Origin of the sequence: Streptomyces spinosus (genome assembly GCF_020400655.1) — a bacterium.
Taxonomy (GTDB): Bacteria; Actinomycetota; Actinomycetes; order Streptomycetales; family Streptomycetaceae; genus Streptomyces; species Streptomyces argyrophylli.
This window is the reverse complement of the sequence record NZ_JAINRC010000017.1, coordinates 1-25,267: the sequence shown is the minus strand read 5'-3', so window position 1 is coordinate 25,267 and position 25,267 is coordinate 1. Positions and strand designations below refer to the sequence as shown.

General features: G+C 75.4%; 6 protein-coding genes. 1 reads left to right on the top strand and 5 read right to left on the bottom strand.

What is annotated here, in order from left to right:
* Positions 1-10: 10 nt before the first annotated feature.
* The 3 genes from LG395_RS29670 to sbnA are packed head-to-tail and all read right to left on the bottom strand — an operon-like array spanning position 11 to position 16,440.
* Complete coding sequence (locus LG395_RS29670) at positions 11-7,465, bottom strand: non-ribosomal peptide synthetase (RefSeq protein WP_225811812.1); 7,455 nt, start codon at positions 7,463-7,465, stop codon at positions 11-13.
* Positions 7,462-15,345 carry a non-ribosomal peptide synthetase gene (locus LG395_RS29665; RefSeq protein WP_225811811.1) on the bottom strand — a complete coding sequence of 2,628 codons (7,884 nt, stop codon included), beginning with the start codon at positions 15,343-15,345 and terminating at the stop codon, positions 7,462-7,464. Before LG395_RS29665 ends, LG395_RS29670 begins: the two co-directional genes overlap by 4 nt.
* Positions 15,346-15,390: 45 nt before the next feature.
* Complete coding sequence (gene sbnA, locus LG395_RS29660; protein ID WP_171153525.1) at positions 15,391-16,440, bottom strand: 2,3-diaminopropionate biosynthesis protein SbnA; 1,050 nt, start codon at positions 16,438-16,440, stop codon at positions 15,391-15,393.
* A gap of 231 nt (positions 16,441-16,671) precedes the next feature.
* On the opposite strand from sbnA, the gene LG395_RS29655 reads away from it, so the two are divergent.
* Positions 16,672-23,778 (top strand): non-ribosomal peptide synthetase, encoded by a 7,107-nt coding sequence (locus tag LG395_RS29655; protein WP_225811810.1) that lies wholly within the window; start codon positions 16,672-16,674, stop codon positions 23,776-23,778.
* Between the two features lie 61 nt (positions 23,779-23,839).
* Here the strand turns inward: LG395_RS29655 and LG395_RS29650 are convergent, their stop codons facing one another.
* Positions 23,840-24,520 (bottom strand): AfsR/SARP family transcriptional regulator, encoded by a 681-nt coding sequence (locus LG395_RS29650; protein WP_225811809.1) that lies wholly within the window; start codon positions 24,518-24,520, stop codon positions 23,840-23,842.
* A gap of 214 nt (positions 24,521-24,734) precedes the next feature.
* Positions 24,735-25,025 (bottom strand): helix-turn-helix domain-containing protein, encoded by a 291-nt coding sequence (locus LG395_RS29645; RefSeq protein ID WP_171153530.1) that lies wholly within the window; start codon positions 25,023-25,025, stop codon positions 24,735-24,737.
* Between the last annotated feature and the right edge of the window lie 242 nt (positions 25,026-25,267).

Here is a 25,267-nt window from a genome sequence, read left to right as displayed (position 1 = left end):
TGAGTCCGGGTCAGCGGGCGGCGGCGACGGCGCCCAGCCGGCGCTCCACGGCGGCGCCGATGAGCGCCGCCGGTGCGGGCCGCAGCATCTGCTGGTGGCCGCAGGGCACGTCGTGCGCCTCGGGGGACCGGCCCAGGTACGGCTCCCAGCTCTTGGTCTTCAGCGCGCGTTCCTGCTCGGTGAGCCCGTCGGCGGCCCGGAACAGCGTCACGGGGCAGCCGTCGAAGCGGGTCGGGGTGTGCCGCTGGACCAGTTCGAGATGGTTGCGCATGACCGCGAGCAGCCGTTCCAGGGTGGCCCGGCCGAGCCCGGCGAGCGGGCCGCCGGTGCGGGACAGGTGGGCGGCGACGGCGGCCGGGTCGAGCCGGTCGAGGCCTGTGGTGTCGACGCCGGCCTCGGCGAGGAAGTCGGCGAGGAACTCCGCGTCGGTGGGGTGGACGCCGCGCCCGTCGTCGGGGTAGGCGTCCAGGTTGGCGAGGTGGGCGACCTCCTCGCCGGACGCGTGCAGCAGGGCGGCGATCTCGTGGGCGACGATGCCGCCGTAGGACCAGCCGAGCAGGTGGTACGGGCCGTGCGGCTGTACGGCCCTGATCCGCGCCAGGTAGTCGGCCGCGACCTCGCCGACGCTGCCGGGCAGCGGGCCGTCGTCCGCGAGACCGCGGGCCTGGAGGGCGTACACGGGCCGTTCGGGGTGGAGGTGTTCGGCGAGCGCGGCGAACGGGATGCCGAAGCCGAGTCCGCCGTGCACGCAGAACAGCGGTGGCAGGGTGCCGGCGGAGCGGATGGGCAGCACGGGCCCGAGCAGGTCGACGGTGCCCGGGTCGATGACGGTGGCGGCGGTCTCCGGGGTGCCGTACCGGCCGGCGGGCACGGCGCTCGCCGCCAGCGCCTCCAGGGTGCGGTGTTCGAAGACGGACGCCAGCGTGACGCGCAGCCCGGCCGCGGTGGCGGTGTTGACCAGCCGGATCGCCTTCAGGCTGTCGCCGCCGAGTGTGAAGAAGGAGTCCTCGGGGCCGGCCGGCACCCCCAGCACCTCCGTGACGGCCGCGCACAGCCGCCGCTCGGCGTCGGTGCGCGGCGGGCGCACGGCGCCGGAGCCGGCGGGGCGGGCCGGGGCGGGCGGCAGGGCAGCGACGTCGAGCTTGCCGTTGACGGTCATCGGCAGCTCCGGCAGCGGCACACAGGCGCCCGGCACCATGTAGTCGGGCAGCGTGCGGGCCAGGTGCCGGCGCAGGTCGTCCGGCTCGGGCGCGGGTCCGCCGGGGACGGGCACGACGTAGGCGACCAGCTGCCGGCGTCCCAGGGGGTCGGCGGGGGCGAGGACGGCGGCGCGGGCGACGGCCGGATGCGCCGTCAGCCGGCGTTCGATCTCGCCGGGTTCGATGCGGTAGCCGCGGATCTTGACCTGGTGGTCGGCGCGGCCCACGTAGTCGATCCGGCCGCGGGCGTCCCAGCGCACCAGGTCGCCGGTGCGGTACATGCGGGCGCCGGGCTCGCCGTACGGGCAGGCCACGAACCGTCCGGCGGTCAGCGCGGACCGGCCGAGGTAACCGCGGGCCAGTCCGGGCCCGGCCAGGTAGAGCTCGCCGACCACTCCGCGCGGCACCGGGCGCAGCGCCTCGTCCAGGACGTAGGCGCCGGTGTCCCCGATCGGCAGGCCGATGGGCACGCCGGCCGGGGCGTCCACCGCGTCCGCGGTGTCCTGGAGGGTGGCGAACGTGGTGGTCTCGGTCGGGCCGTACACGTTGTACACCGCGGTGTCCGGGAGCGCGGCCCGCAGCCGGTCCAGGTGGTCCCGGGAGTGGGCCTCGCCACCGGTGAGCAGGGCGCGCAGCGGGGCGAGGGCGCGCGGCCGGGTGTCGGCGACGGCGTTGACGAACTGGGTGGTGAGGAAGGCGACGGTCACCCCGGCCTGCCGCAGGAACGTGCCGAGCGCCTCGGGGTCCGCGGGTCCCGGCGGGCAGACCGCGAGCCGGGCGCCGTGCACGAGCGGGGCCCAGATCTCGAACGTGGAGGCGTCGAAGGCGACCGGCGCGAAGTACAGAAACGTGTCGTCGGCGGTGAACCGCAGCTCGGGCAGCCCGTGTACGAGGCGTGCGGCGGACCGGTGGGAGACGGCCACACCCTTGGGACGGCCGGTGGAGCCCGAGGTGTAGATGACGTACAGCAGGTCGTCGGGGTGCGGCGCGGGCACGTCGGGCCCGTCACCGCTCAGCCCGGCCAGGTCCTCCTGGGTGGCGGCGGCGTCCAGGACGACGACCTCGGCCCCGGACTCCCCGACGCCGGGTGCGGCGGCCCGCGCCCCCCGGCCGGCCGTGGGCTGCTCGGTGACGGGGGCGGCCGCCCCCCGGCAGTGGTCGGCGAGGGACTGCTCGGTCAGCAGCAGGCGGGCACCGGCGTCGGTGAGCATGCCGCGTATCCGGTCGGCCGGGTAGGCGGGGTCGAGCGGCAGGTAGGCGGCGCCGGAGCGGGCGATGCCGAGGAGCGCGGTGACCGCGGCCGGGCCGCGTTCCAGGCAGAGCGCCACCAGGTCGCCGCGGCCGACGCCCCGGGCGGTCAGCAGCCGGGCCAGGCGGCCGGCGGCGTCCCACAGCTCGCCGTAGCCGGTGTGGACGATCCGGCCGGCCTGGTCCCGGTGGACGAGGGCGACCGCGTCCGGGGTGGCGGCGGCCCGGCGGGCGACCAGTTCGGTGAGGGTGGTCGCGGGCGTGCCGGTGCGGCGCGTGCCGTGGGCCAGCAGCGCGGCGCGTTCCCCGGCGCCCAGGAGGTCGAGCCGGGACAGCGGGCGGTCCGGGTCGGCCAGCGCGGCACCGAGCAGCCGGACGCAGGCGTCGGCGATGCTCCGGGCGGTGCCGGGTGCGAACAGGTCGGCGCTGTACTCCAAGGCCAGCTCGATGGCGGGCCCCGCCTCGGTGAACTGGAAGAACAGGTCCCACTTGGCGGTGGCGGCCGGCACCTCCTCGGCCCGCACCGCGAGCCCGGCCGGGCCCGTGGCCCTCTCCGGCGGCTGGACGTGCCGCTGTCCGAAGGGCTCCTGCTGGAAGGCGAACATCACCTGGAACAGCGGGTGCCGGGCCGGCGACCGGTCGGGGCCGATGACCTCCACCAGCTTCTCGAACGGCACGTCCTGGTGCTGGAAGGCCGCCAGGTCCCACGCGCGCACCCGTTCGACGAGCGCCCGCAGCCCGGGGTCGCCGGCGGTGTCGGTGCGCAGCACCAGCGTGTTGACGAACATGCCGACCAGGTCGTCGAGCCGTTCGTCGGCGCGGCCCGCCACGGGGGTGCCGAGCGGGATGTCGGTGCCCGCGCCGAGCCGGGTGAGCAGGCCGGCGAGGGCCGCCTGGAGCACCATGAACGGGCTGGCGTTCCACTCGGCCGCCCGCTCCCGCAGCCGTGCGGCCGGTTCCGCGGGCAGGGTGGCGCGCTCGGTGCCGCCCCGGTGGCCGGCGCGGGCGCCGCGCGGGAAGTCGCGGGGCAGCGGCAGCTCCGCGGGCAGCCCGGCGAGGGCCGTCGTCCAGTGGCCGAGCTGGCGGGCGAGTTCGCTGTCCGGCCGGTCCGCGTCGCCGAGCAGATCGCGCTGCCACAGCGTGAAGTCGGTGTACGTCACCGGCAGCGGCGGCAGTTCGGGCGCGTGCCCGGCGCCGCGTGCCGCGTAGGCGGCGGTCAGGTCCCGCAGCAGCGGGGTGAGGGACCAGCGGTCGCCGGCGATGTGGTGCAGGACGAGCAGCAGGACGTGCTCGTCGGGGCCGAGCGTGAACAGCCGGGCGCGCAGCGGGATCTCGGTCTCCAGGTCGAAGCCGCGGGCGGCCTCGGCGGCCAGCGCGGCGGGCAGCCCGGCCTCGTCGACGGTGCTGGTGGGCAGTGGCACGGAGGCGTCGGCCGGCGCGAGCACCCGCTGCTCGGCCGGGCCGACGTCGTCCGCCGGACCGGTGCCGGGAACGGGGGGGAGCCCGGCACCGGGGTCGGTGGCGGCACCGGGGGCGGTGCGCGCGGGGAACACGGTCCGCAGCGCCTCGTGGCGGGCGACGAGGTCGCGCAGCGCCGCGTGGAGCGCGGGGACGTCGAGCGGGCCGGTGAGCCGGACGGCGAGCGGGATGGCGTAGAGCCCGCCGGGCGCGCCGAGCCGCTCGATGAACCACAGCCGCTGCTGGGCGTGGGACAGGGGGACGACCGCCGGCCGCGGCCGGGGGGTCAGGGCGGGCCGGCCGGGCGCCGCGCCGTTCAGCCGGGCGGCGAGCGCGGCGGGGCTCGGGGCCTCGAACAGGTCCCGCAGCTCCAGTCGCGCGTCGAGTTCGGCGCGGACCCGGTTGACGACGCGGGTGGCGAGCAGCGAGTGGCCGCCGAGGGCGAAGAAGTCGTCGTCCACGCCGACGCGTCCGAGCCCGAGGACCGCGGCGAAGACCGAGCACAGGACGGCCTCCTCGCGGGTGCGCGGGGCGCGGTCGGAGGTGGTGTAGACGGGCGCGGGCAGGGCCCGCCGGTCGAGCTTGCCGTTGGCGGTCAGCGGCAGCGCGGGCAGCCGTACGACGGCCGCGGGCACCATGTGGTCGGGCAGCCGCTCGGCGGCGAACGCCCGGAGTTCCGCCGTCAGTTCGCGGTCCGAGGGGCCGCCGTCCGGGTCGTGCGGGACGGCGTAGGCGACCAGGCGCGGGTCGCCGGGCCGGTCCTCGCGGGCCACGACGGCCACCTCGGCCAGCCGGGGGTGCCGGCCCAGGACGGTGGCGATCTCGCCGAGTTCGATGCGGAAGCCGCGCAGCTGGACCTGGTCGTCGGTGCGGCCCAGGTACTCGAGGGTGCCGTCGGACCGCCAGCGGCCGAGGTCGCCGGTGCGGTACATGCGGGCGCCGGGCTCGCCGTACGGGCAGGCCACGAACCGTCCGGCGGTCAGCGCGGGCCGGCCGAGGTAACCGCGGGCCAGCCCGGGCCCGGCCACGTACAGCTCGCCGGGCACACCGGCCGGCACCGGCCGCAGCGCGCTGTCCAGGACGTACACCCGCAGGTCGGGGATGCCCCGCCCGATGACGCTGCCCCGGCCGGCCGCCGCGAGGTCCCGGTCCAGCTCCTGGTACGACACGTGCACGGTGGTCTCGGTGATGCCGTACATGTTGACCAGGCGCGGGGTGTCCGGGTGCCGGGCGTACCAGTCGGTGAGCCGGCCGAGGTCGAGTGCCTCGCCGCCGAACACCACGTGCCGCAGCGCGAGTTGGCGCGGCCGGTCGGCGTCGGCACGCATCAGCTGGTAGAAGGCGGACGGCGTCTGGTTGAGGACGGTGACCCGCTCGGCCGCGAGGAGGTCCAGGAAGGCGTCGGGCGAACGGGCCACGTCGTGGGGGACGACGACCAGGCGCCCGCCGTACAGCAGCGCGCCCCACAGTTCCCAGACGGTGAAGTCGAAGGCGATGGAGTGGAAGAGGGTCCACACGTCGTCCGGGCCGAAGCCGAACCACCCGTCGGTGGTGTCCAGCAGCCGGAGCACGTTCCGGTGGGGTACGACCACGCCCTTGGGGCGGCCGGTGGAGCCGGAGGTGTAGATGACGTAGGCGGGGTGGTCCGGGGTGAGGGCGGCGGGCTCGGGTGCGGTGGCCGGGTGGGCGGCGGTCTCGGCGGCGGTGGCGTCCGTGTCGAGGTCGACACGGACCGGGCCGGGCGTGTCCGCCGGGGCGGGCAGCGCGGTCCCGGTGGTGGTCAGCAGCAGTGCGGGGCGGGCGTCCCGCAGGGTGTGGGCGATGCGCTCGGCCGGGTGCGCGGGTTCGAGCGGCAGATAGGCGGCGCCCGCCTTGAGCACGGCGAGCACGGCCACGATCAGCTCCGCACCGCGCGGCAGGGCGACGGCGACGAAGTCCTCCGGGCCGGCCCCGCGCGCCGCGATCAGGTGGGCCAGCCGGCTCGACCGCTCGTCCAGCTCACGGTAGGTGAGCCGCTCACCGGTGTGATCGGTGACGGCCACGGCGTCGGGTGTGCGGGCGGCCTGGACGGCGAACCGGGCGGGAAGGGTCGTCCCGGGGACGCCGCTCGCGACGGTCCCGACGGGCCCGGCGGCGGCAGGCGAACCGGGCGCCGGTGTGGTGGTGGCCGCCGGTCCGGCGGGGGTCCGCGTGGTGCTCCACTGCGTGAGGATGCGGTGGTGTTCCGCCGGGTCCAGGGCGCCGAGGCGGGCGAGGGGGGCGTCGGGGGTGGCGGCCGCCTCGGCGAGGGTGCGGACCAGCCGGTCCAGCAGCCGCCGCGCGGCCTCGGTGCCCTCCCCCAGCGCCGACGCCCGGTACGACAGCCGCAGCCCGAGGCTCTCGCCGGGCAGCACGGTCAGGTGGAGGGGGTAGTGCGTGGCCGCGTGCACCCGCGCGGCGGAGACCGTGCCGCCGGTGCCGCGGTGCAGTTCCTCCTCGTCCAGCGGATAGTTCTGGAAGGCGAGGACGGTGTCGAAGAGTTCCCCCTGGACGCCGCAGGCGGCCTGCACCTCGGCCAGCGGCAGGTGCTCGTGCGGCATCATCGCGACCTGCTGCCGGGCCAGGTCCCGGAAGAGTTCGCCGGCCGGCCGCCCGGGCCGTACGTCGGCCCGCACGGGCAGGGTGTTGGCGAACAGTCCGATCATCGACTCGACGTCCGGGACCTCGGCGGGCCGCCCGGAGGTGACGGCGCCGAAGACGACGTCGTCCCGTCCGGTGAGCCGGCCGAGCAGCAGCGCCCAGCAGCCCTGCACCACGGAGTTGAGGGTGATCCCCTGCGCCCGGCTCCATGCCAGCAGCGCGCCGGTGTGCTCGCGCGGCAGCACCGCCTCGGCCTCGACGGGCGGTTCCCCTGCGTCGGTGGCGTCGGGGGCGACCCGGACGGGGCCGTCGAGCCCGCGCAGCAGGTCGGCCCAGGCGCCGCGCGCCGCGTCCCGGTCGCGGGTGCCGAGCCAGGCGAGGTAGGAGCTGAACGGCGCGGGCGCCGGCGGTTCCCCGGAGCGGCCGGCCAGCAGGGCCAGTTCGCGTACCGCCAGGGGCAGTGACCAGCCGTCGACCAGGATGTGGTGCACCGTCCACACCAGCCGGTGGCTGTGCTCGCCGAGCCGGATGAGGCCGAACCGCATGAGCGGCGGGCGGGCCGGGTCGATCCGGCGTCCGCGGTCCTCCCGCGCCAGCCGGTCCGCCGCGGCGGACCGCTCCCCGGCGGGCAGCCGGGTGAGGTCGTGCACGGCCCACTCGGGCGTCACGTCGTCCTCGCGGAGCACGATCTGCACCGGCTCGCCGTTCCTGCGGTTCCGGAAGCAGGCCCGCAGGTTCGGGTGCCGGCGCAGCAGCGCGGCCGAGGCGGCCCGCAGCCGGCGTTCCAGGTCGGTGCCGTCGCCCTCGATGTCCGCGGTGAACTGGAGGACGTAGTGGTCGGTCGCCGCGCTGTCGTACGAGGACAGGAAGAGCAGCCCCTGTTGCAGCGGCGAGAGCGGAAGCACTGCGCTGATCTTCGACCGGGTGCTGGATTCGGTCACGTCAGGTCCTCACTCAACTCGAGTTCGAGATCGGCGAGTTCTTCGGCGGACAGGGTGATGAGCGCGTCGGCGGGCTCCGGCGCGGGGCTGTCTTCGGCGGGCGTCTCGGTGGCGGCCCGGGCGAGGTCGGCGACCGTGCGCCGTTCGAAGACGTCGCGGGTGGTCAGGGCGAGTCCGGCGGCGCGGGCCCGGCTGACGAGCTGGATGGAGCGGATGCTGTCGCCGCCGAGCGCGAAGAAGTCCTCGTCCACACCGACCTCACCGACCCCGAGGACGTCGGCGAAGATCTCCGCCAGGACCCGTTCACGGTCGCTGCCCGCGGCCCGCTTGGCCTCCTGCCCGGGCAGGGCCGGCCGGGGCAGCGCCTTGCGGTCCAGCTTGCCGTTGGCCGTCAGCGGCAGCGCCTCCAGCACCAGCCATGAGGCCGGGATCATGTACGAGGGGAGCAGCCGGACGAGTTCCGAGCGCACTTCACCGGGGTCGACGCCGGGTCCGGTGAGGTAGCCGACCAGGCGCGGGTTGCCGGAGGCGTCGGGCAGCACGGCCACCGCCGCGTCCGTCACACCCTCCAGCGAACGGATGACCGACTCGATCTCCCCCGTCTCCACCCGACGGCCCCGGATCTTGACCTGATGATCACGCCGCTCGATGAACTCCAGCTGACCGTCCGCCCGCTGCACCACCCGGTCCCCCGTGCGGTACATCCGTGTCCCGGCCGCGCCGAACGGGTCCGCCACGAACGTCCCCGCCGTACGCGCCGGGTCGTCCAGGTACCCCCGGCCGACGCCGGACCCGCCGACGTACAACTCACCCGGCACACCCACCGGCACCGGCTGCAACTCGTCCGACAGCACATACAGACACGTGTTGCGGACCGCCGACCCGATCGGCACCCGGGCCCCCAGCGGATCACCGGCCCGGATCACCGCATGCGTCACATCATCCGAGCACTCGGTCGGCCCGTACGCGTTCATCAACGGCACATGCGGATACCGCTCGTGCCACCGCCGGCACAGATCCGCCGGCAACGCCTCCCCCGTCACCATCAGCCACCGCAACTCCGGCAACCCTGGAGCGGCCCCCTCGACGTCCCACGCGTCCAACGCCGCCCGCAGCAACGACGGCACCACCTCCAGCACCGCCACCCGCTCCCGAGCAACCAAGCCGAACAGCCCCGACGGATCCGCAGCCAACTCCCCCGCCACCCGCACCGTCCCGCCCACCAGCAGCGGAGCCAGCATCTGCCACACCGACACATCGAACGTCAGCGGCGCGTTCTGCACCACCGACTCCCCCGCCACCAACTCCAGATCCCCGACCTTCGCCCACAGGTGGTTCACCATCCCCGAACGCTGCACCATCGCCCCCTTCGGACGACCCGTCGACCCCGACGTGAACATCACGTACGCCAGGTCCAGCCCACCGCCCAGCGCGGGCGGCAGGGCGCGGTCGTCCAGGGAGTCCTCCAGGACCAGGACGGGGACGTCACCGGCGAGTTCGCGGGCCTGTGCCGCGTACGCGCGCCCGGTGAGCAGGTGGCGGGCGCCGCCGTCGGCGAGCAGGGACGCGTTGCGGGCCGCCGGGGCGGCCGGGTCCAGCGGCAGATACGCCCCGCCCGCACCCAGGACGCCGAGGACGCCCGTCACGAACGGCACTCCGGGGTCGGCGAGCATCGCCACCACGGAGCCGACGCCGGCGCCGGCCTCGGTCAGCAGCGCCGACAGGCCGCCGGCGCGCTCCACGAGGTCGCCGTAGCCGACGCCGTCCGTGCCGTCGGCCACGGCGACGGCGTCGGGCACCCGGGCCGCGACGGCCCGGACGCGTTCCACGACGCCGAGGCTCTCCTCGGGCAGGCCGGGGTCCCAGGAGCCGAGCAGTCCGCCGAGTTCGCCGGGCTGCCCGGGTCCGCCCAGGGTGGCCGGGGCGGTGATGTCGATGCGCGCGAGCGGCAGGTCGCCGCCGGCGGCCACGGTGTGCAGCAGGTGCCGGACCATGACGGCGATGCGGTCGACGTCGGCGCCGGTGAACAGGTCGGGCGCGTAGTCGAAGCGCAGGGTCAGGGTGTCGCCGGGGAACACCGCCATGCTGAGCGGGTGGTGGCGGGCGTCCAGGGCCTCGGTGCGCACCACGCGGGGGCCGTCGCCGCCGGTTGCCGGTCCGGCCGCGTCGAGCGGGAAGTTCTCGAAGAGGACGACGGTGTCGAAGACCTCGCCGGACAGGCCCGCCGCCTTGTGGATCTCGGCGAGGCCCAGGTGCTCGTGCGGCAGCAGCGCGGTCTGCTGCCGCTGGATGGTGCGCAGCAGCTCGGCGAGACGGGTGCCGGGGTGCAGCCGGGCCCGCACGGGCACGGTGGTGAGGAACATGCCGACCATCGACTCGACGTCGGGGACCTCGGCGGGCCGCCCGGAGGTGACGGCGCCGAAGACGACGTCCTGGCGGCCGGTGAGCCGGCCGAGCAGCAGCGCCCAGCAGCCCTGGAGTACGGTGTTGAGGGTCAGTCCGCGGGCGCGGGCCCAGGCGGTGAGGGCCTGGGTCAGGTCGCGCGGGAGGTCGAGGCGCAGCGACTCGGGGAGCACCGGGGCCCGGTCGGCGCCCGCGTCCACGAGCAGGGTCGGCCCGTCGAGGCCGGCGAGTGCCGCGCGCCAGGCGGCGCGGGCGGCCTCACGGTCCTGCCGGTTCAGCCACTGGAGGTAGGAGCGGTAGGGGACGGGGGCGGGCGGCGCGGTGTCGTCGGTGCCGGGCCGCCCGAGCGTGAACAGCTCCCGGACGAGCAGCGGCATCGACCAGCCGTCGACCAGGATGTGGTGGCTGGTCCACAGGAAGCGGTGCCGGCCCTCGCCGTGGGTGACGAGCGTGAACCGCAGCAGCGGCGGGCGCTCCAGGTCGAAGCGGTGGCCGCGTTCGGCGGCGGTGATCCGCTCCAGTTCGGCGCCGCGCTCGGGTTCCGGCAGGTCGCGCAGGTCGATCTCCTGCCAGGGGAGTTCCGCGCGGGCCGGGATCAGCTGCACGGGGGCGCCGGCGGGACGGGCCCGGAAGGACGCGCGCAGATTGGGGTGCCGGTCCAGGACGGCCTGGCCGGCGGCGCGCAGTGCGGCCGGGTCGAGGTCGCCCTCGATCTCGGCGACGATCTGGAGGGTGTAGACGTCGGTGCCGTCGGCGGTCGCCGTGTCGTAGTCGGCGTGGAAGAGCATGCCCTGCTGGAGCGGGGTGATGGGCAGTACGTCGGCCAGGGCGGCGCCGGTGTCGGCGAGTTCGGCCTCGTACGCCTCGATCTCCTGCTGGGTCAGGTCGACCAGCGGCAGGTCGGACGGGGTGCGGCCGCCGGTGGCCGGGGCGTGCCGGCCGAGCAGTTCCAGCGCCCGGAACCAGGTGCCGGCGAGGTCGCGCACGTCGTCCTCGGCCACCGCGTTCCCGGCCCACGCCCAGTTGGCGATCAGGTGGGGTCCGTCGGGGCGGTCCTCGGTCGCCGGGGTGACGTCGATCAGGTGCGGCAGCGGCATGCCCGGGTGGGCGCCGGTGCCGACGACCCCGTCACCGCCGGCGGGCTGCCACGGCCGGTCCTCGCGGGCGTCGAAGCGGCCCATGTAGTTGAAGCCGATCTGGGGCCGCGGGTGGCGGGCGAGGACGCGGGCGGCGTGCGGGTTGAGGTAGCGCAGCAGGCCGAAGCCGACGCCCCGGTCGGGCAGGGCGTGCAGCTGCTCCTTGATCCGCTTCAGGACGGCGCCCAGCGCGGGGCCGCCCTGCCACAGCTCGGACCAGTCGACGGTGCCGACGTCCAGGCGGACCGGGAAGGCGCTGGTGAACCAGCCGACCGTGCGGGACAGGTCCAGGTCGTCGCGGAGCTGCTCCCGGCCGTGTCCCTCCAGCTCGATCAGGGTCTGCGCGTGGTGGGCGTGGCCGTGCCGGCGGCGCCAGTCCGCGACGGCGAGGGCGAGCCCGGTGAGCAGGACGTCGTTGATCTCGGCGTGGAAGGCCGCGGGCACCTCGGTGAGCAGCGGCGCGGTCGCCGCGGGGCCCAGCTCCAGCCGCAGGGTGCGCATCGTGCCGTACACGTCCCGGGCGGGGTCCGCGCGGCGGGTGCCGACCAGCGGATCGGGTCCCTCCAGCTGCCGCTGCCAGACGGCGAGTTCGGTGCCGCGCACCTGGGTGCGGGCCTGCCCGGCGAGGAACGCGGACCAGGCGCGGTAGGAGGTGCCGACCGGGTCGAGCGCCGGGGCGCGGCCCTCGGCGAGGGCGCGGTAGGCGGCCTCCAGGTCGGGCAGCAGCACGCGCCAGGACACGCCGTCCACGACGAGGTGGTGGGCGCACAGCACCAGGCGGGCGGTGTCCGCGCCGGGCGGGGCGGCGAGCAGCACGGCCTGGATCATGACCGCGCGGGCCGGTTCGAGGCGGGCGCGGGCGGCGGCGGCCTGCCGCTCGGCGCGGGCCGGGTCGTCCTTGCCGTCCGGTTCGGCGACGGCGACCAGCGGCACACCGGCTGTGGCTCCGGGGGCGAGGACCTCCATGTGCCACAGTCCGGGGGCCGGTTCGGTGGCCCGGGTGCGCAGGGCGTCGTGGTGGTCGACCACGGCGTGCAGGGCGGCGTCGAGCAGTCCGGCGTCGAGCCCGGCGGGCACGCCGACGACGACGTGCTGGCTGTACTTGACCACCGGCCCGGCCAGCGTGCCGGTCTCCTCGTGCAGCTGGGCCATGATCGGGGTGAGCTCGTACGGCCCGACCCCGTCGTCCTCGCGGGCCCCGGGGCGCGCTTCGAGGCTGCCGGCTGCCCGGGCGAGGGCGGTGACCGACTTGTGCTCGAAGACGTCGCGGGTGGTCAGGGCGAGGCCGGCGGCGCGGGCCCGGCTGACGAGCTGGATGGAGCGGATGCTGTCGCCGCCGAGCGCGAAGAAGTCCTCGTCCACACCGACCTCGCCGACTCCGAGGACGTCGGCGAAGATCTCCGCCAGGACCCGTTCACGGTCGCTGCCCGCGGCGCGCTTGGCCTCCTGCCCGGACAGAGCCGGCCGGGGCAGCGCCTTGCGGTCCAGCTTGCCGTTGGCCGTCAGCGGCAGCGCCTCCAGCACCAGCCACGAGGCCGGGATCATGTAGGCGGGAAGCAACTGGGCCAGCTCGGCACGGACCCGGGCCGCGTCCACACCGGGTCCGGTGAGGTAGCCGACCAGGCGCGGGTTGCCGGAGGCGTCGGGCAGCACGGCCACCGCCGCGTCCGTCACACCCTCCAGCGAACGGATGACCGACTCGATCTCCCCCGTCTCCACCCGACGGCCCCGGATCTTGACCTGATGATCACGCCGCTCGATGAACTCCAGCCGACCGTCGGAACGCTGCACCACCCGGTCCCCCGTGCGGTACATCCGCGCACCCACAGGCCCGAACGGATCGGCCACGAAGGTCCCGGCCGTGCGGGCGGGGTCATCGAGATATCCCCGGCCGACGCCGGACCCGCCGACGTACAACTCACCCGGCACACCCACCGGCACCGGCTGCAACTCGTCCGACAGCACATACAGACACGTGTTGCGGACCGCCGACCCGATCGGCACCCGGGCCCCCAGCGGATCACCGGCCCGGATCACCGCATGCGTCACATCATCCGAGCACTCGGTCGGCCCGTACGCGTTCATCAACGGCACATGCGGATACCGCTCGTGCCACCGCCGGCACAGATCCGCCGGCAACGCCTCCCCCGTCACCATCAGCCACCGCAACTCCGGCAACCCTGGAGCGGCCCCCTCAACGTCCCACGCGTCCAACGCCGCCCGCAGCAACGACGGCACCACCTCCAGCACCGCCACCCGCTCCCGAGCGACCATGCCGAACAGCCCCGACGGATCCGCAGCCAGCTCCCCCGCCACCCGCACCGTCCCGCCCACCAGCAGCGGAGCCAGCATCTGCCACACCGACACATCGAACGTCAGCGGCGCGTTCTGCACCACCGACTCCCCCGCCACCAACTCCAGATCCCCGACCTTCGCCCACAGGTGGTTCACCATCCCCGAACGCTGCACCATCGCCCCCTTCGGACGACCCGTCGACCCCGACGTGAACATCACGTACGCCAGGTCCAGCCCCCCGCCGAGGGCGGGGAGTTCGGTGGTGCGGGTGGTGTCGGAGGGGTCGGTGAGCGGCAGGGCGGTCAGACCGGGGTGGTCCGGGGCGTCGTACGCGCCGCCGGTGAGGAGGTGGCGGGCGCCGCTGTCGGCGAGCAGGGACGCGTTGCGGGCCGCCGGGGCGGCCGGGTCCAGCGGGAGATACGCCCCGCCGGCGGCGAGTACGCCGAGCACACCGGCCACGAACGGCACCCCGGGGTCGGCGAGCATCGCCGTGACCGAGCCGGGGCGGAACCCGGCGGTGGTCAGCCGGGCGGCGACACCGGCGGCCCGGGTCAGCAGCTCCCGGTAGGTGACGCTGCCCGTGCCGTCGGTGACGGCGACCGCGTCCGGGGTGCGGGCCGCCACCGCGCGCACCCGCTCGACCAGGCCCTCGTACCCGGCGCTCCCGGCCTCCGGGTCCCAGGTGCCCAGCAGACCGACCGGCTCACCGGGCGCGCGCAGGCCGACGCGGGCGAGGGGCCGGTCGGCCGGGAGCGCGGCGAGGTCGGCCAGGAACGCCTCGAACCGGGCCAGGTGGGCGGCGAGTTCGTCGTCCGTGTACAGCTCCGGGTTGCCGTCGAGGTGGATCTCCATCGTGCCGTCGGCGGTGTTGAGGACGGTGACGATGAGGTCGTTGACGATGCCGGTGGACAGGTTGACGACCGTCCCCGGGCAGTCGCCGAAGGCCAGTGCCGGGTCCTGGTCGAGGACGTTGATGAAGGGGCCGAAGACACGCCGGTCGTCGGTGCGCAGGCCGATGTCGCGGCGGATGCGGTCACCGCGGTACCGCTGGTGCTTCAGGGCGCCGGAGACCTCGCTCCAGGCCCGTCGCAGCAGCTGCGGGGCCGTCAGTTCGGGGCGGACGCGCACGGCGAGCGGCAGGTAGTTGGCGAGCATGCCGGGGATCTCGCGGGCGACGGCGCCGATGCGGCCGGTGACCGGGAGGGTGAGCAGCGGTTCGGCGGCCCCGGTGACCCGCTGGGTGTAGGCGGCCATGGCACCGACCATGAGGACGGGCAGGGTGACCTTGCCGGTCCGGGCCAGGTCCCGCAGTGCCCCGGTGGCCTCGGGGCTGAGCCGGGTGGTGTGGCGCAGGGCGCCGCGGCCGGGGGCGGGGTCGCGGTCGGAGAGCGAGACGAGTTCGGGCGCCGGGCCGTCGCCGGAGCCGGTGAGGCGGCCGGTCCAGTAGGCGCGGTCGCGGTCGACCTGCTGGGACTCCAGGTAGCGGCGCTCGCCGTCCAGCAGCCGGTGGAAGGCGGGGATGGCGTCGGCGTCCAGGGCCGCGTCGTCCGCGCCGGCGGCCAGCCGCGTGTAGAGGGCGGCGAGCTTCGGGTAGAGCAGGGCGCGGCTGAAGCCGTCGGCCAGGATGTGGTGCATGCACAGGTAGAGCAGGTGGTGCTCGGGGCCGAGGGTGAGCAGCGCGCCCCGGAACAGCGGGAAGTCGGTGATCCGGAGCGGGTCGGCGTGGTCGGCGCGCATCCATCGTCCGGCGGCGCCGAGCGGATCGGGCTCGTCGCTGAAGTCGATCTTCCTGAGCGGGAGCCGGGCGAGCGGCCGGATGATCTGGCCCGGGGCGCCCGCCTCCTCCACGAACTGCACGCGCAGCCCTTCGGCCTCGTGCCCCAGGCGGTGCAGCGCCCGCTCCAGCAGCCCGGTGTCGAGCGGGCCGCGCAGGTCGATGTAGTCGGCCATGTTGTAGCCGAGCGGTCCGGTGGCGAACTGCTCGTCGAACCAGATCTCGGCCTGCGCCGCGGTGAGCGGGAGGACGGCGCCTCGGTTTGTCGTCATCGCTTTGCTCTCCGTCATTGTCGAAGTCAGCCCCGCCCGGCCCGTTCAGTCCGCGGAGGCGGTCGCGGCGACCGGTGCCGCCTCGCCCGTGCCGGCCCGGCCGGCCCGGTCCGCCGCCGGCCCGGTCAGCGGGCCGGGGCCGAAGGCGCCGCGCACCCACTCGTCGTGGTAGACGGTCTCCATGTAGCGCTCGCCCAGGTCGGGCGAGATGGTGACCGCGGTGATCCGCTCGCGGACCCCGCCGGCGCCGTCGCCGTAGTGCTCCTCCAGCCAGCGCAGGGCGCCGGTCACGGCGGTGCCGGTGGAGCCGCCGACCGGGAAGCCGTGCCGCATCAGCGTCCGGCAGGTCCGCACGGTGGCCGCCTCCGGCACGTGCACCACGGCGTCGACCAGGCTGTCGTCGAGCAGTGCCGGCCGCACGCTGGTGCCGAGGCCGGGGATGTGCCGGGTGCCGGCCGGTCCGCCGAAGGTGACGGAGCCGATGCTGTCCACGGCCACGACCCGCACCGAGGGCCGCCGTTCCCGGAACCAGCGGGCGCAGCCCATCAGGGTGCCGGTGGTGCCGGCGCCGACGAACAGGACGTTCAGGTCGGGGAACTGGCGGGCGATGGCGGGGGCCGTGGTGCGGTAGTGGGCCATCCAGTTGCCGGGGCTGAGGTACTGGTTCAGCCACACCCGGGAGTCGTCGGCGGCGAGCAGCGCCTTGACGTGGCGGATCCGCGCGCCGAGGAACCCCTCGGTCTCGTGCGGTTCGGTGACGACGTGAACCTCGGCGCCGAGGGACTCCATGGTGCGCCGGGTCACCGCGTTGCAGCGGGTGTCGGTCACGCACAGGAAGCGGTAGCCGCGGCTCGCCGCGAGCAGGGCGAGTGCGACGCCCATGTTGCCGGACGAGGACTCCACGAGGGTGGACCCCGCGCGGAGCCGGCCCGCGGCCTCCGCCTGGGCGACCATCTCGCGGGCGGCCTTGAGTTTGATGGATCCGGCGAAGTTGAATCCCTCGATCTTCAGGAACAGGCGGTGCCCGAACAGCGGCTGAAGATTCACGAAGAGGTCGCTGACATCGAATTCGTGCGACGCGGTGATGACCGGCACTGGCACTCCTGGCCGTCGGCGGCGGATGGGCCTCGCCGGCAAGCCTGTCGACGTGCGCTGACCGTGGACTGACGGTCTGCTGACGGCTTCCGGCCATGCCCGGCGTGGCCGGGAGGTGTCAGCTCGCGGTCAGTTGTTCGTCAGCGTGCTCGTGAAATCGTCGTCCGGTTGGAATCGTGCGGGCCGGAATTGTTCCCGCGCCCACTCCCGCTCTTCCGTGAGGAGCACGGCTTGAACCGGCAATCCGCCATCAGTGAAGTCCTCCCGCTGTCGCCGCTGCAACAGGGGCTGCTGTTCCTGTCCGCGTACGACCGGGACGCCACGGACGTGTACGCGCTGCAACTGGTGCTCGACCTCGCGGACGTGACCGACGCGGACGCCCAGGCGCTGCGGGGCGCCGCGGGTGCGCTGCTCGACCGGTACCCGAATCTCGCGGCGTGCTTCCGGCACCGCAAGAGCGGCGAGGCCGTGCAGGTGCTGCCCCGGTCGGTGGAGCTGCCGTGGTCGCAGCGGCGGCTGCCCGCCGCCGGGTTCGACCGGGCGACCGGCGAGGAGCGGCTGCGCCGCTTCGACCTGGCCCGGCCGCCGCTGCACCGCTTCCTGCTGCTACGGGCGGACGACGGACGGGCCCGGCTGCTGTGGACCGTGCACCACATCCTGGTGGACGGCTGGTCGATGGCCACGCTCACCCGTGAACTCGCCGAGACGTTCGCGCAGGTGCGCGGCGGCGGCACGCCGGCGGAGCGGCCGGCGGCCCCGCCGTACCAGGCGTACCTCGCCTGGCTGGGCACGCAGGACGAGGAGGCGGCCCGGCGGGCGTGGCGCCGGGCCCTGGACGGGGTGACGGAGCCGACGCGGCTGATGCCGGATGGCGGGGACACCGGCGGGGCCACGGATGCGGGGGCCGGCGGGAGCACCGGGCTGCCGCGGCGGGTCACCGTCGACGTGCCGCCCGGGCTCTCCTCCGCGCTGGCCGGCTTCGCCCGGTCCCGGGGGCTGACCGTGGGCGCGGTGGTGCAGGGCTGCTGGGCGCTGCTGCTGTCCCGGCTGACCGGACAGGACACGGTGGTGTTCGGAACCGTCGCCTCCGGCAGGCCCGCGCAGTTGCCGGACGTCGAGCGGATGGTGGGCCTGTTCGCCAACACGCTGCCGGTCCGCGCCGACGTGACCGCCCGGCTGACCCCGGCGGAGCTGTTCGCGCGGGTGCAGCGGGCGCGCACGGAACTGCTGGCGCACGAGCACCTGCCGCTGGCGGAGATCCAGCAGGAGACGGCGGTGCGCGGCGAGCTGTTCGACACGGTGCTGCTGTTCCAGAACTACCCGATGGGCGGTCCCGAGCCGGGACCGGCCCCGGCGGGCCCCCGGGTGACCGGCGTGGACATCCGCTCCGCCACCCACTACCCGCTGACCGTGACGGTGTTCCCCGGCGAGCCGTTCGAGCTGGCCGTAGACCATCTGCCGGCGCTCGTCCCGGAGGCCGAGGCGCGCGGCGTCGGGCGGTGTCTGGTCCGGCTGCTGGAGGAGACGGTGCGCCGGCCGGACGAGCCGTGCGGCCGGCTGGACCTGCTGGACGCGGGGGAGGCGGGCCGCGTCCTGGCGGACCGCAACCGCACGGAGGAGCCGGTGCCGGGGCCGTGGCTGGCGCCGCTGCTGGAGCGGTGGGCCGCGCGCACGCCCGACGCCCCGGCGCTGCGCTGCGGCACCGAGCGGCTGACGTACCGGGAGCTGCACGGGCGGGCGGACCGGCTGGCGGTGGCTCTGCGGGCGGCGGGCGCGGGTCCGGAGCGGCTGGTGGGGCTCGCCCTGGACCGGTCGGCCGACCTGGTGGTGGCGGCGCTGGCCGTGCTGAAGGCGGGCGCCGCCTACCTGCCGCTCGACCCGGACCACCCGGCGGAGCGCCTGCGCCTGATGCTGGCGGACGCCACACCGGTGGTCACCCTCACCCACCGCCGCATCCGTCCCTCGCTGGAGGCGATGGGTGCCCCGCTCACGGGCCCGCTGTGGGTGCTGGACGAGGGCCCGCTGCCCGCCTTCCCGGACCGGTCGAGCCCCACGGCACCGCCCCCGCCCTCTCCCGCCGGCCCCACCGCCGCCACTCCTCCCCACCCCGACCACCCGGCCTACGTCATCCACACCTCCGGGTCGACCGGCCGGCCGAAGGGTGTCGTCGTTCCGCACGGCGCGCTGGTGAACCTCGTCGCGGACATGGGGCGGCGCTGTGCGGTGACGGCGGCGGACCGGTTCCTCGCGGTGACGACGTTCGGGTTCGACATCGCCAACCTGGAGCTGTTCGTGCCGCTCGCGGCGGGCGCCGAACTGGTCGTCGCCGACCGGGAGACGGTCCGCGACCCGGCCGCCCTGGCCGCGCTGATCGGTGACTGCGGTGCCACCCTGCTCCAGGCCACGCCGAGCCTGTGGCAGGCCCTCGCCGGCTCCCACGCCCAGGCCCTCGCCGGCCTGCGGGCCCTCGTCGGCGGTGAGGCGCTGCCCGGCCCCCTGGCCCGCTCGCTGGCCGAGCACTGCGCGTCGGTGACCAACGTGTACGGCCCGACGGAGACGACGATCTGGTCGACGGCGGCGCCCCTGCCGCGGGTGCCGTCCGGCCCGCCGCCCATCGGCCGCCCCATCGCCAACACCCGGGCCTACGTCCTGGACGCGGCGCTGCGCCCGGTGCCCGACGGCCGCTTCGGCGAGCTGTACCTCGCCGGGGCCGGTCTCGCCCGGGGCTACCTGGGCCGTCCCGGCCTGACCGCCGAGCGGTTCACGGCCGATCCGTTCGGGCCGCCCGGCACCCGCATGTACCGCACCGGTGACGTGGTGCGCTGGTCGCCGGACGGCACGGCGCTGGAGTACGGGGGCCGCACCGACCACCAGGTGAAGATCCGCGGGCACCGCATCGAGCTCGGCGAGATCGAGTCCGTGCTGGGCGCACAGCCCGGCGTCGAGCGGGCGGTCGTCACCGCCCGCACCGACCGGAACGGGGACACCCGTCTGGTCGCCCATGTCGTACCGGCAGGGACCGACCGCGACCGGCTGCGGGAGCGCGCGTCCGCGGTGTTGCCCACGCACATGGTCCCTGCCGTGTACGTCTTCCTGGACGAGCTGCCGCTGACCCCGAACGGCAAGGTCGACCGCAAGGCGCTGCCCGCCCCGGCCGAGGGGCGGGCGGGCACGGGCCGGCCGCCGTCGGGAGCGCGCGAGGAACTGCTGTGCGCGGTCTTCGCGGAGGTGCTGGGTCTGGACCGGGTGGGGGCCGACGACGACTTCTTCGCGCTCGGCGGCCACTCGCTGTCCGCGATCCGGGTCGCCAACCGGCTGCGCGCCGAGCTGGGCACGGAGGTACCGCTGCGCACGCTGTTCGACGCCCGTTCGGCCGAGGCGCTGGCGCGCGCCCTGGCCGGGGACGGGACGGGCGCGGGGAGCACGGCGCCGCGCCCCGCGCTGCGCGCGGCGGCACTCCCGGGAGCCCCGCCCGTGCTGTCGTACGCGCAGGAGCGCCTGTGGTTCCTGGACCGGATGGGCGCGGGGGCCGGCTACAACATCCCGCTGGCGGTACGGCTGTCCGGCCCGCTCGACACCGGGGCGCTGGGCGCGGCGGTGGCGGACGTGGTCGCCCGGCACGAGACGCTGCGCACGCTGTTCGTGGCCGCCGACGCCGGGGCGGCGCCGCTGGTGCTCGGTCCGGAGGAGGCGGACGCCCGCCTTGAAGTCGTACCGGTGCCGGACGAGGACGCCCTGGCCGGGGCGCTGGCCGCCGAGGCGGCCGAGCCGTTCGACCTGGCCGCCCGGGTCCCGCTGCGAGCACGCCTGTTCGCGCTGGGCGACGACACGCACGTGCTGGCGCTGACGCTGCACCACATAGCCGCCGACGGCTGGTCGTTCGGGCCGCTCGCCCGTGACCTCGCCACCGCCTACGCGGCCCGCCGGGCCGGTCGCGCCCCGGACTGGCGGCCGCTGCCCGTGCGGTACGCCGACCACGCCCGCTGGCAGCGCGCGCTGCTCGGCGCCAAGGACGACCCGGACAGCCTGCTGTCCGCCGAACTCGCGCACTGGAGCGAGGTGCTGGCGGGCATGCCGCAGGAGCTGGAGCTGCCGGCCGACTTCCCCCGGCCGGCCCGGTCCTCGCAGCGCGGCGCCGCGGTCACCCGTACGCTGCCCGCCGACGCCCACGCCCGGCTGGCGGGGCTCGCCCAGGACGCCGGCGCCAGTCTGTTCATGGCCGTCCAGGCGGGTCTCGCGGCCGTCCTGACCCGGCTCGGCGCGGGCACCGACATCCCGCTGGGCAGCCCGGTCGCCGGGCGGTCCGACGAGGCGGTGCGCGACCTGGTCGGCTGCTTCGTCAACACGCTGGTGCTGCGCACCGACACCTCCGGCGATCCGTCGTTCGCGGCGCTGCTGGAGCGGGTGCGGGAGACGGACCTGACCGCGTACGCGCACGCCGAGCTGCCGTTCGAGCAGCTCGTCGACGAGCTGAAGCCGCAGCGGTCGCCGGCCCGGCACCCGCTGGTGCAGGTGGTGCTCTCCCTCACCCCGGGCGACGACCCGCTGCCCGCGCTGCCGGAGCTGACGGCCTCCGTGGAGCCGGTGCCCTCCCGCACGGCCAAGTTCGACCTGGCCTTCGAGGTGACGGAACGCCGGAGCGCCGACGGCGGCCCGGCCGGTCTGGACATCCGCCTGGAGTACAGCACGGACCTGTTCACCGAGGCCACGGCGGACCGCCTCGCCGGTGCCCTGGCGGTGCTCCTCGCCGACGCGGCCCGCACCCCGGGCGCGCCGATCGGCGCCCTCGCCCTGCTCACCCCGGACGAGCGCCGCGCTTCGCTGGCCGCGGGCGACGGCCCGTCCCGGCCCCGCCCGGAGGCGACGCTCCCGGCGCTGTTCGAGGCGCACGCGGCGGCGGCACCGGACCGCGCGGCGCTGGCGGTGCCCGGCGGGGCGGAGGTGTCGTACGGGCGGCTGAACGCGGACGCCAACCGGCTCGCCCGGCTGCTGCTCGGCCACGGGGCCGGCCCGGGTGCCGTGGTCGCGCTGGTCCTGCCCCGCTCCCCGCTGACCGTGACGGCGCTGCTGGCGGTGCTGAAGACCGGCGCGGCCTATCTGCCCGTCGACCCGGACTACCCGGCCGAGCGCATCGCGTACATGCTCGGCGACGCGGCCCCGGCCGCCGTCGTCACCGTCGGCGGGTCCGCCGGCCGGCTGCCGGACGGCGCAGCCCGGGTGGTGCTGGACGACCCGGCCACCACGGACCTCGTCGCCGGCCTGTCCGGCGCCGACGTCACCGACGCCGAGCGGACGCGCCCGCTGTCGGCGCGGGACACCGCGTACGTCATCTACACGTCCGGGTCGACGGGCCGGCCCAAGGGGGTGGCGGTGCCGCACGCGGGCGCGGCCCACCTGGTCGCCCACCACCGGGAGGAGCTGGGGACCGGGCCGGACACCCGGGTGCTGCAGTTCGCCTCGTTCAGTTTCGACGCGACCGTGTGGGAGCTGGCCGCCTCGCTGTTCTCCGGCGGCACCCTGGTGCCGGCCACCGCCGAGAGCCGGCTGTCCGCGCCGCTGCTCGCCGGCCTGCTCACCGAGCAGCGGATCACCCACGCGCTGCTGCCGCCGACCGTCGTCGGCCGCTTCCCGGAACCGGCCGACCTGCCCGCGGACCTGTGTCTGATCGTCGGCGGGGAGGCCTGCCCGCCCGCCGTCGTGGAGCGCACCGCGGCCCGGGTGACCCTGCGCAACGCCTACGGCCCGACCGAGATCACGGTGGCCGCCACCCTCAGCGCCCCGCTCGCCCCGGACGGCGGCCGGCCGCCGATCGGCCGGCCCCTGCCGAACGTCCGGGTGTACGTCCTGGACACGGCCCTCGCCCCGGTGCCGGACGGGATCACCGGCGAGCTGTACGTCGCGGGCGCGGGTCTGGCCCAGGGCTATCAGGGCCGTGCGGGCACCACGGCGGAACGGTTCGTCGCCGACCCCTACGGGCCGCCCGGCACCCGCATGTACCGCACCGGGGACCTGGTGCGCCGGCGGGCGGACGGCGAGCTGGACTACGTCGGCCGCGCCGACCAGCAGATCAAGCTGCGCGGCTTCCGGATCGAGCCGGGCGAGATCGAGTCCGCGCTTACCCGGCACCCGGTGATCGCGCAGGCCGCCGTGGTGCTGGCCCCGGCGGACGGCGGCGGCCGGCTGACCGGGTACGTGGTGCCCGTACCGGGGGTGGCCGCCGTCGACGTGCCCGTGCTGACCGCGTACCTCGCCGGGTCGCTGCCCGCGCACATGGTGCCCACCGCGCTGGTGTCGCTGCCCGCGCTGCCGCTGACGCCGAACGGCAAGCTCGACGTCCGGGCCCTGCCCGCGCCCGGCGCCCCGGTGCCCGCCGTCGCCGGGCGGGCCCCGCGCACCCCGGCCGAGCGGGCCCTCGCGGAGGTGTTCTGCGAGGTGCTGGGGTTGGACGAGGTCGGTGCCGACAGGGACTTCTTCGCACTGGGCGGGGACAGTCTGCGGTCGGTGGAGGTGGTCGGCCGGGCCGCCAAGGCGGGGCTGACGCTCGCCCTGTCCGATGTCTTCGCGCACCGCACGGTGGCGGCCCTGGCCGCGGTGGCGACCCCGGCCGGGGACCGGGCGACGGCCGCCGTGCCGCTCCTGGAGATCCGGCCGCACGGCACGGCGGCGCCGCTGTTCTGCGTGCACGGCGGGGTCGGATTCGGCCTGCCGTTCGCGGAGCTGGCCGCGCGCCTCGACCCGGACCGGCCGGTGTACGCGCTCCAGTCCGACGGTGTCGCGGCGGAGCCGGGCGCCTGGGACCGGCCGGCGGGCGTGCGGGAGCTGGCGGCGACGTATCTGGAACGGGTGCGGCGGATCCGGCCGTACGGGCCCTACCACCTGCTGGGCTGGTCGTTCGGCGGGCTGGTCGCGCACGAGATGGCCGTCCTGCTCCAGGCCGCGGGCGAGCGGGTGGCGTTCCTGGCGGTCCTCGACGCCTTCCCGGCGGCGCCCGGCGATCCCCGTCCCACCGACGAGGAGATCCGGTCGGCGTTCCTCGCCCACCACGCGCGCGGCACGACGATCGCGGAGCGGGACCTGGACCGGCTGACGACCGTGATGCGCCACCACACCGACATCGCGCGGGAGTTCACCCCGGGACGGTTCGCCGGTCCGCTGACGCTGTTCGTGGCGGCGCACGGGCAGCAGGCCCCCACCGGAGAACTGGCCGCGCGCTGGCGGCCGCACCTGGACGGCCCGCTCACCGTGCACGAGATCCCGTGCGGGCACGAGGAGATGCTGGGCGGTACGGCGGTGGAGCGGATCGGCGCGCTCACCGACGGCGCGCTGCGGGAGGTCTGAGCGCGGGCACGGCAGAGCGCCGGCGGCCTGGGTGCCGCCGGCGCTCCGTCCGTTCAGCCGGTCACAGCAGCGAGGGGTCCTGCATCAGGATCGCCTGGTACAGGGTGTGCAGCCGCTGGCTCGGCTTGAGGCCCAGTTCCTCGTCGAGCCACTTGCGGGTGCGGTGGAAGATGTCGACGGCCTCGGACTGGCGTCCGCACCGGTAGAGCGCGATCATCAACTGCTCGCTGAACCGCTCGCGTTCGGGATACTGCGCCAGGAGCTGCTTCAGCTCGGCAACGACGACCCCCGCCTCGCCGGCCTGCAGTTGCGCCTGGATCAGATCCTCCCGTGCGGTCTTGCGCTGTTCGTCCAGCCGCAGGGCCACGGCCCGGCAGCGCGGTCCGTCGCTCACGTCGAGCAGGGCGGGCCCGCGCCACATGGCGAGGGACTCCCGCAGCAGCCGGATGGACTCGTGCGGCTCCCGGGCGACCAGGGCGGCGCCCTGCTCGGCCATGCGCAGGAAGCGGTAGGCGTCGAGGGCCTCCTCGGACACGTCGAGCATGTAACCGTTGTCGACGGTGCGGATCAGTCCCTCCTCACCTCCCGGGAGGCCGAGTTCGGCCAGCGACTTCCGCATGCGCCGCACATTCGCCTGGAGTGCGTTTCGCGTGTTCTTCAGCGGGGCCTCGCCCCAGAGTTCGTCGATCAGTTCATCGAAACCGACGACTTGACCAGGATTCAGCGCGAGCATGGTCAGCATCACGCGAATCTTCTTCGCCCGCACACCGATGGTTCTTTGACCATCTCCGATCAGCAGCGGACCCAATATGGAGATGTGTACCAAATTCCCGTCCCTACTCAGAAAAACCGGTCACAAGCCCCCACCTCGCGACCCACGGGGCGGTCACGTAACCGTGGGTGGACGCAATCAGCGGCGCCCGAACACAGGGAAAACATCAGAGAGTCAGAACTGATCAATTATCAGTCACGCCTGGCCGGTTTGGCACTGTACCTTCGTACATGAGAAGGTGGGCCTGGGCTACGAGACCCACCTGAAGACGGGATTCCACTTTCAGTTTCGCCAGGATGCTGGCCACGTGGGCCTTCACGGTACGTTCCGTCACGCGCAGCCTCACCGCGATCGCGCGATTCGATAACCCTGCTCCGAGCAACGAGAAGACCTGCCTCTCGCGCTCCGAGAGCGACTCCACCTGGGTGAGCTGATACTGCCACCGAGTCGACGGCAGGCCGTCGTCACCGTGCATAAGGGCCACTCCCCGTGATCGCCCCGCTTCCCCCGTCAGCGTGCGCCGGAAACAGTCGGTCGGCTTGTTTCCGTCGAACGCGGGACCGAGTGTAGCGCCCTGGCAACCGAAGTCGCAGAGAAAGGACTTCACCGCCGGAATTCACCGGCGAGCCCGGCTCCGACCACGCCAAACGGCCGGGGAGACGGAGCCACCCGTCTCCCCGGCCGGCCCGGGCCGTGGGGGGCGGGGGGGGGGGGGCG

Coding starts and splice junctions, on each gene's coding strand:
- LG395_RS29665 (WP_225811811.1), bottom strand. CDS start 15,345: ATGACGACAAACCGAGGCGCCGTCCTCCCGCTCACCGCGGCGCAGGCC.
- LG395_RS29650 (WP_225811809.1), bottom strand. CDS start 24,520: ATGCTGACCATGCTCGCGCTGAATCCTGGTCAAGTCGTCGGTTTCGAT.
- LG395_RS29645 (WP_171153530.1), bottom strand. CDS start 25,025: ATGCACGGTGACGACGGCCTGCCGTCGACTCGGTGGCAGTATCAGCTC.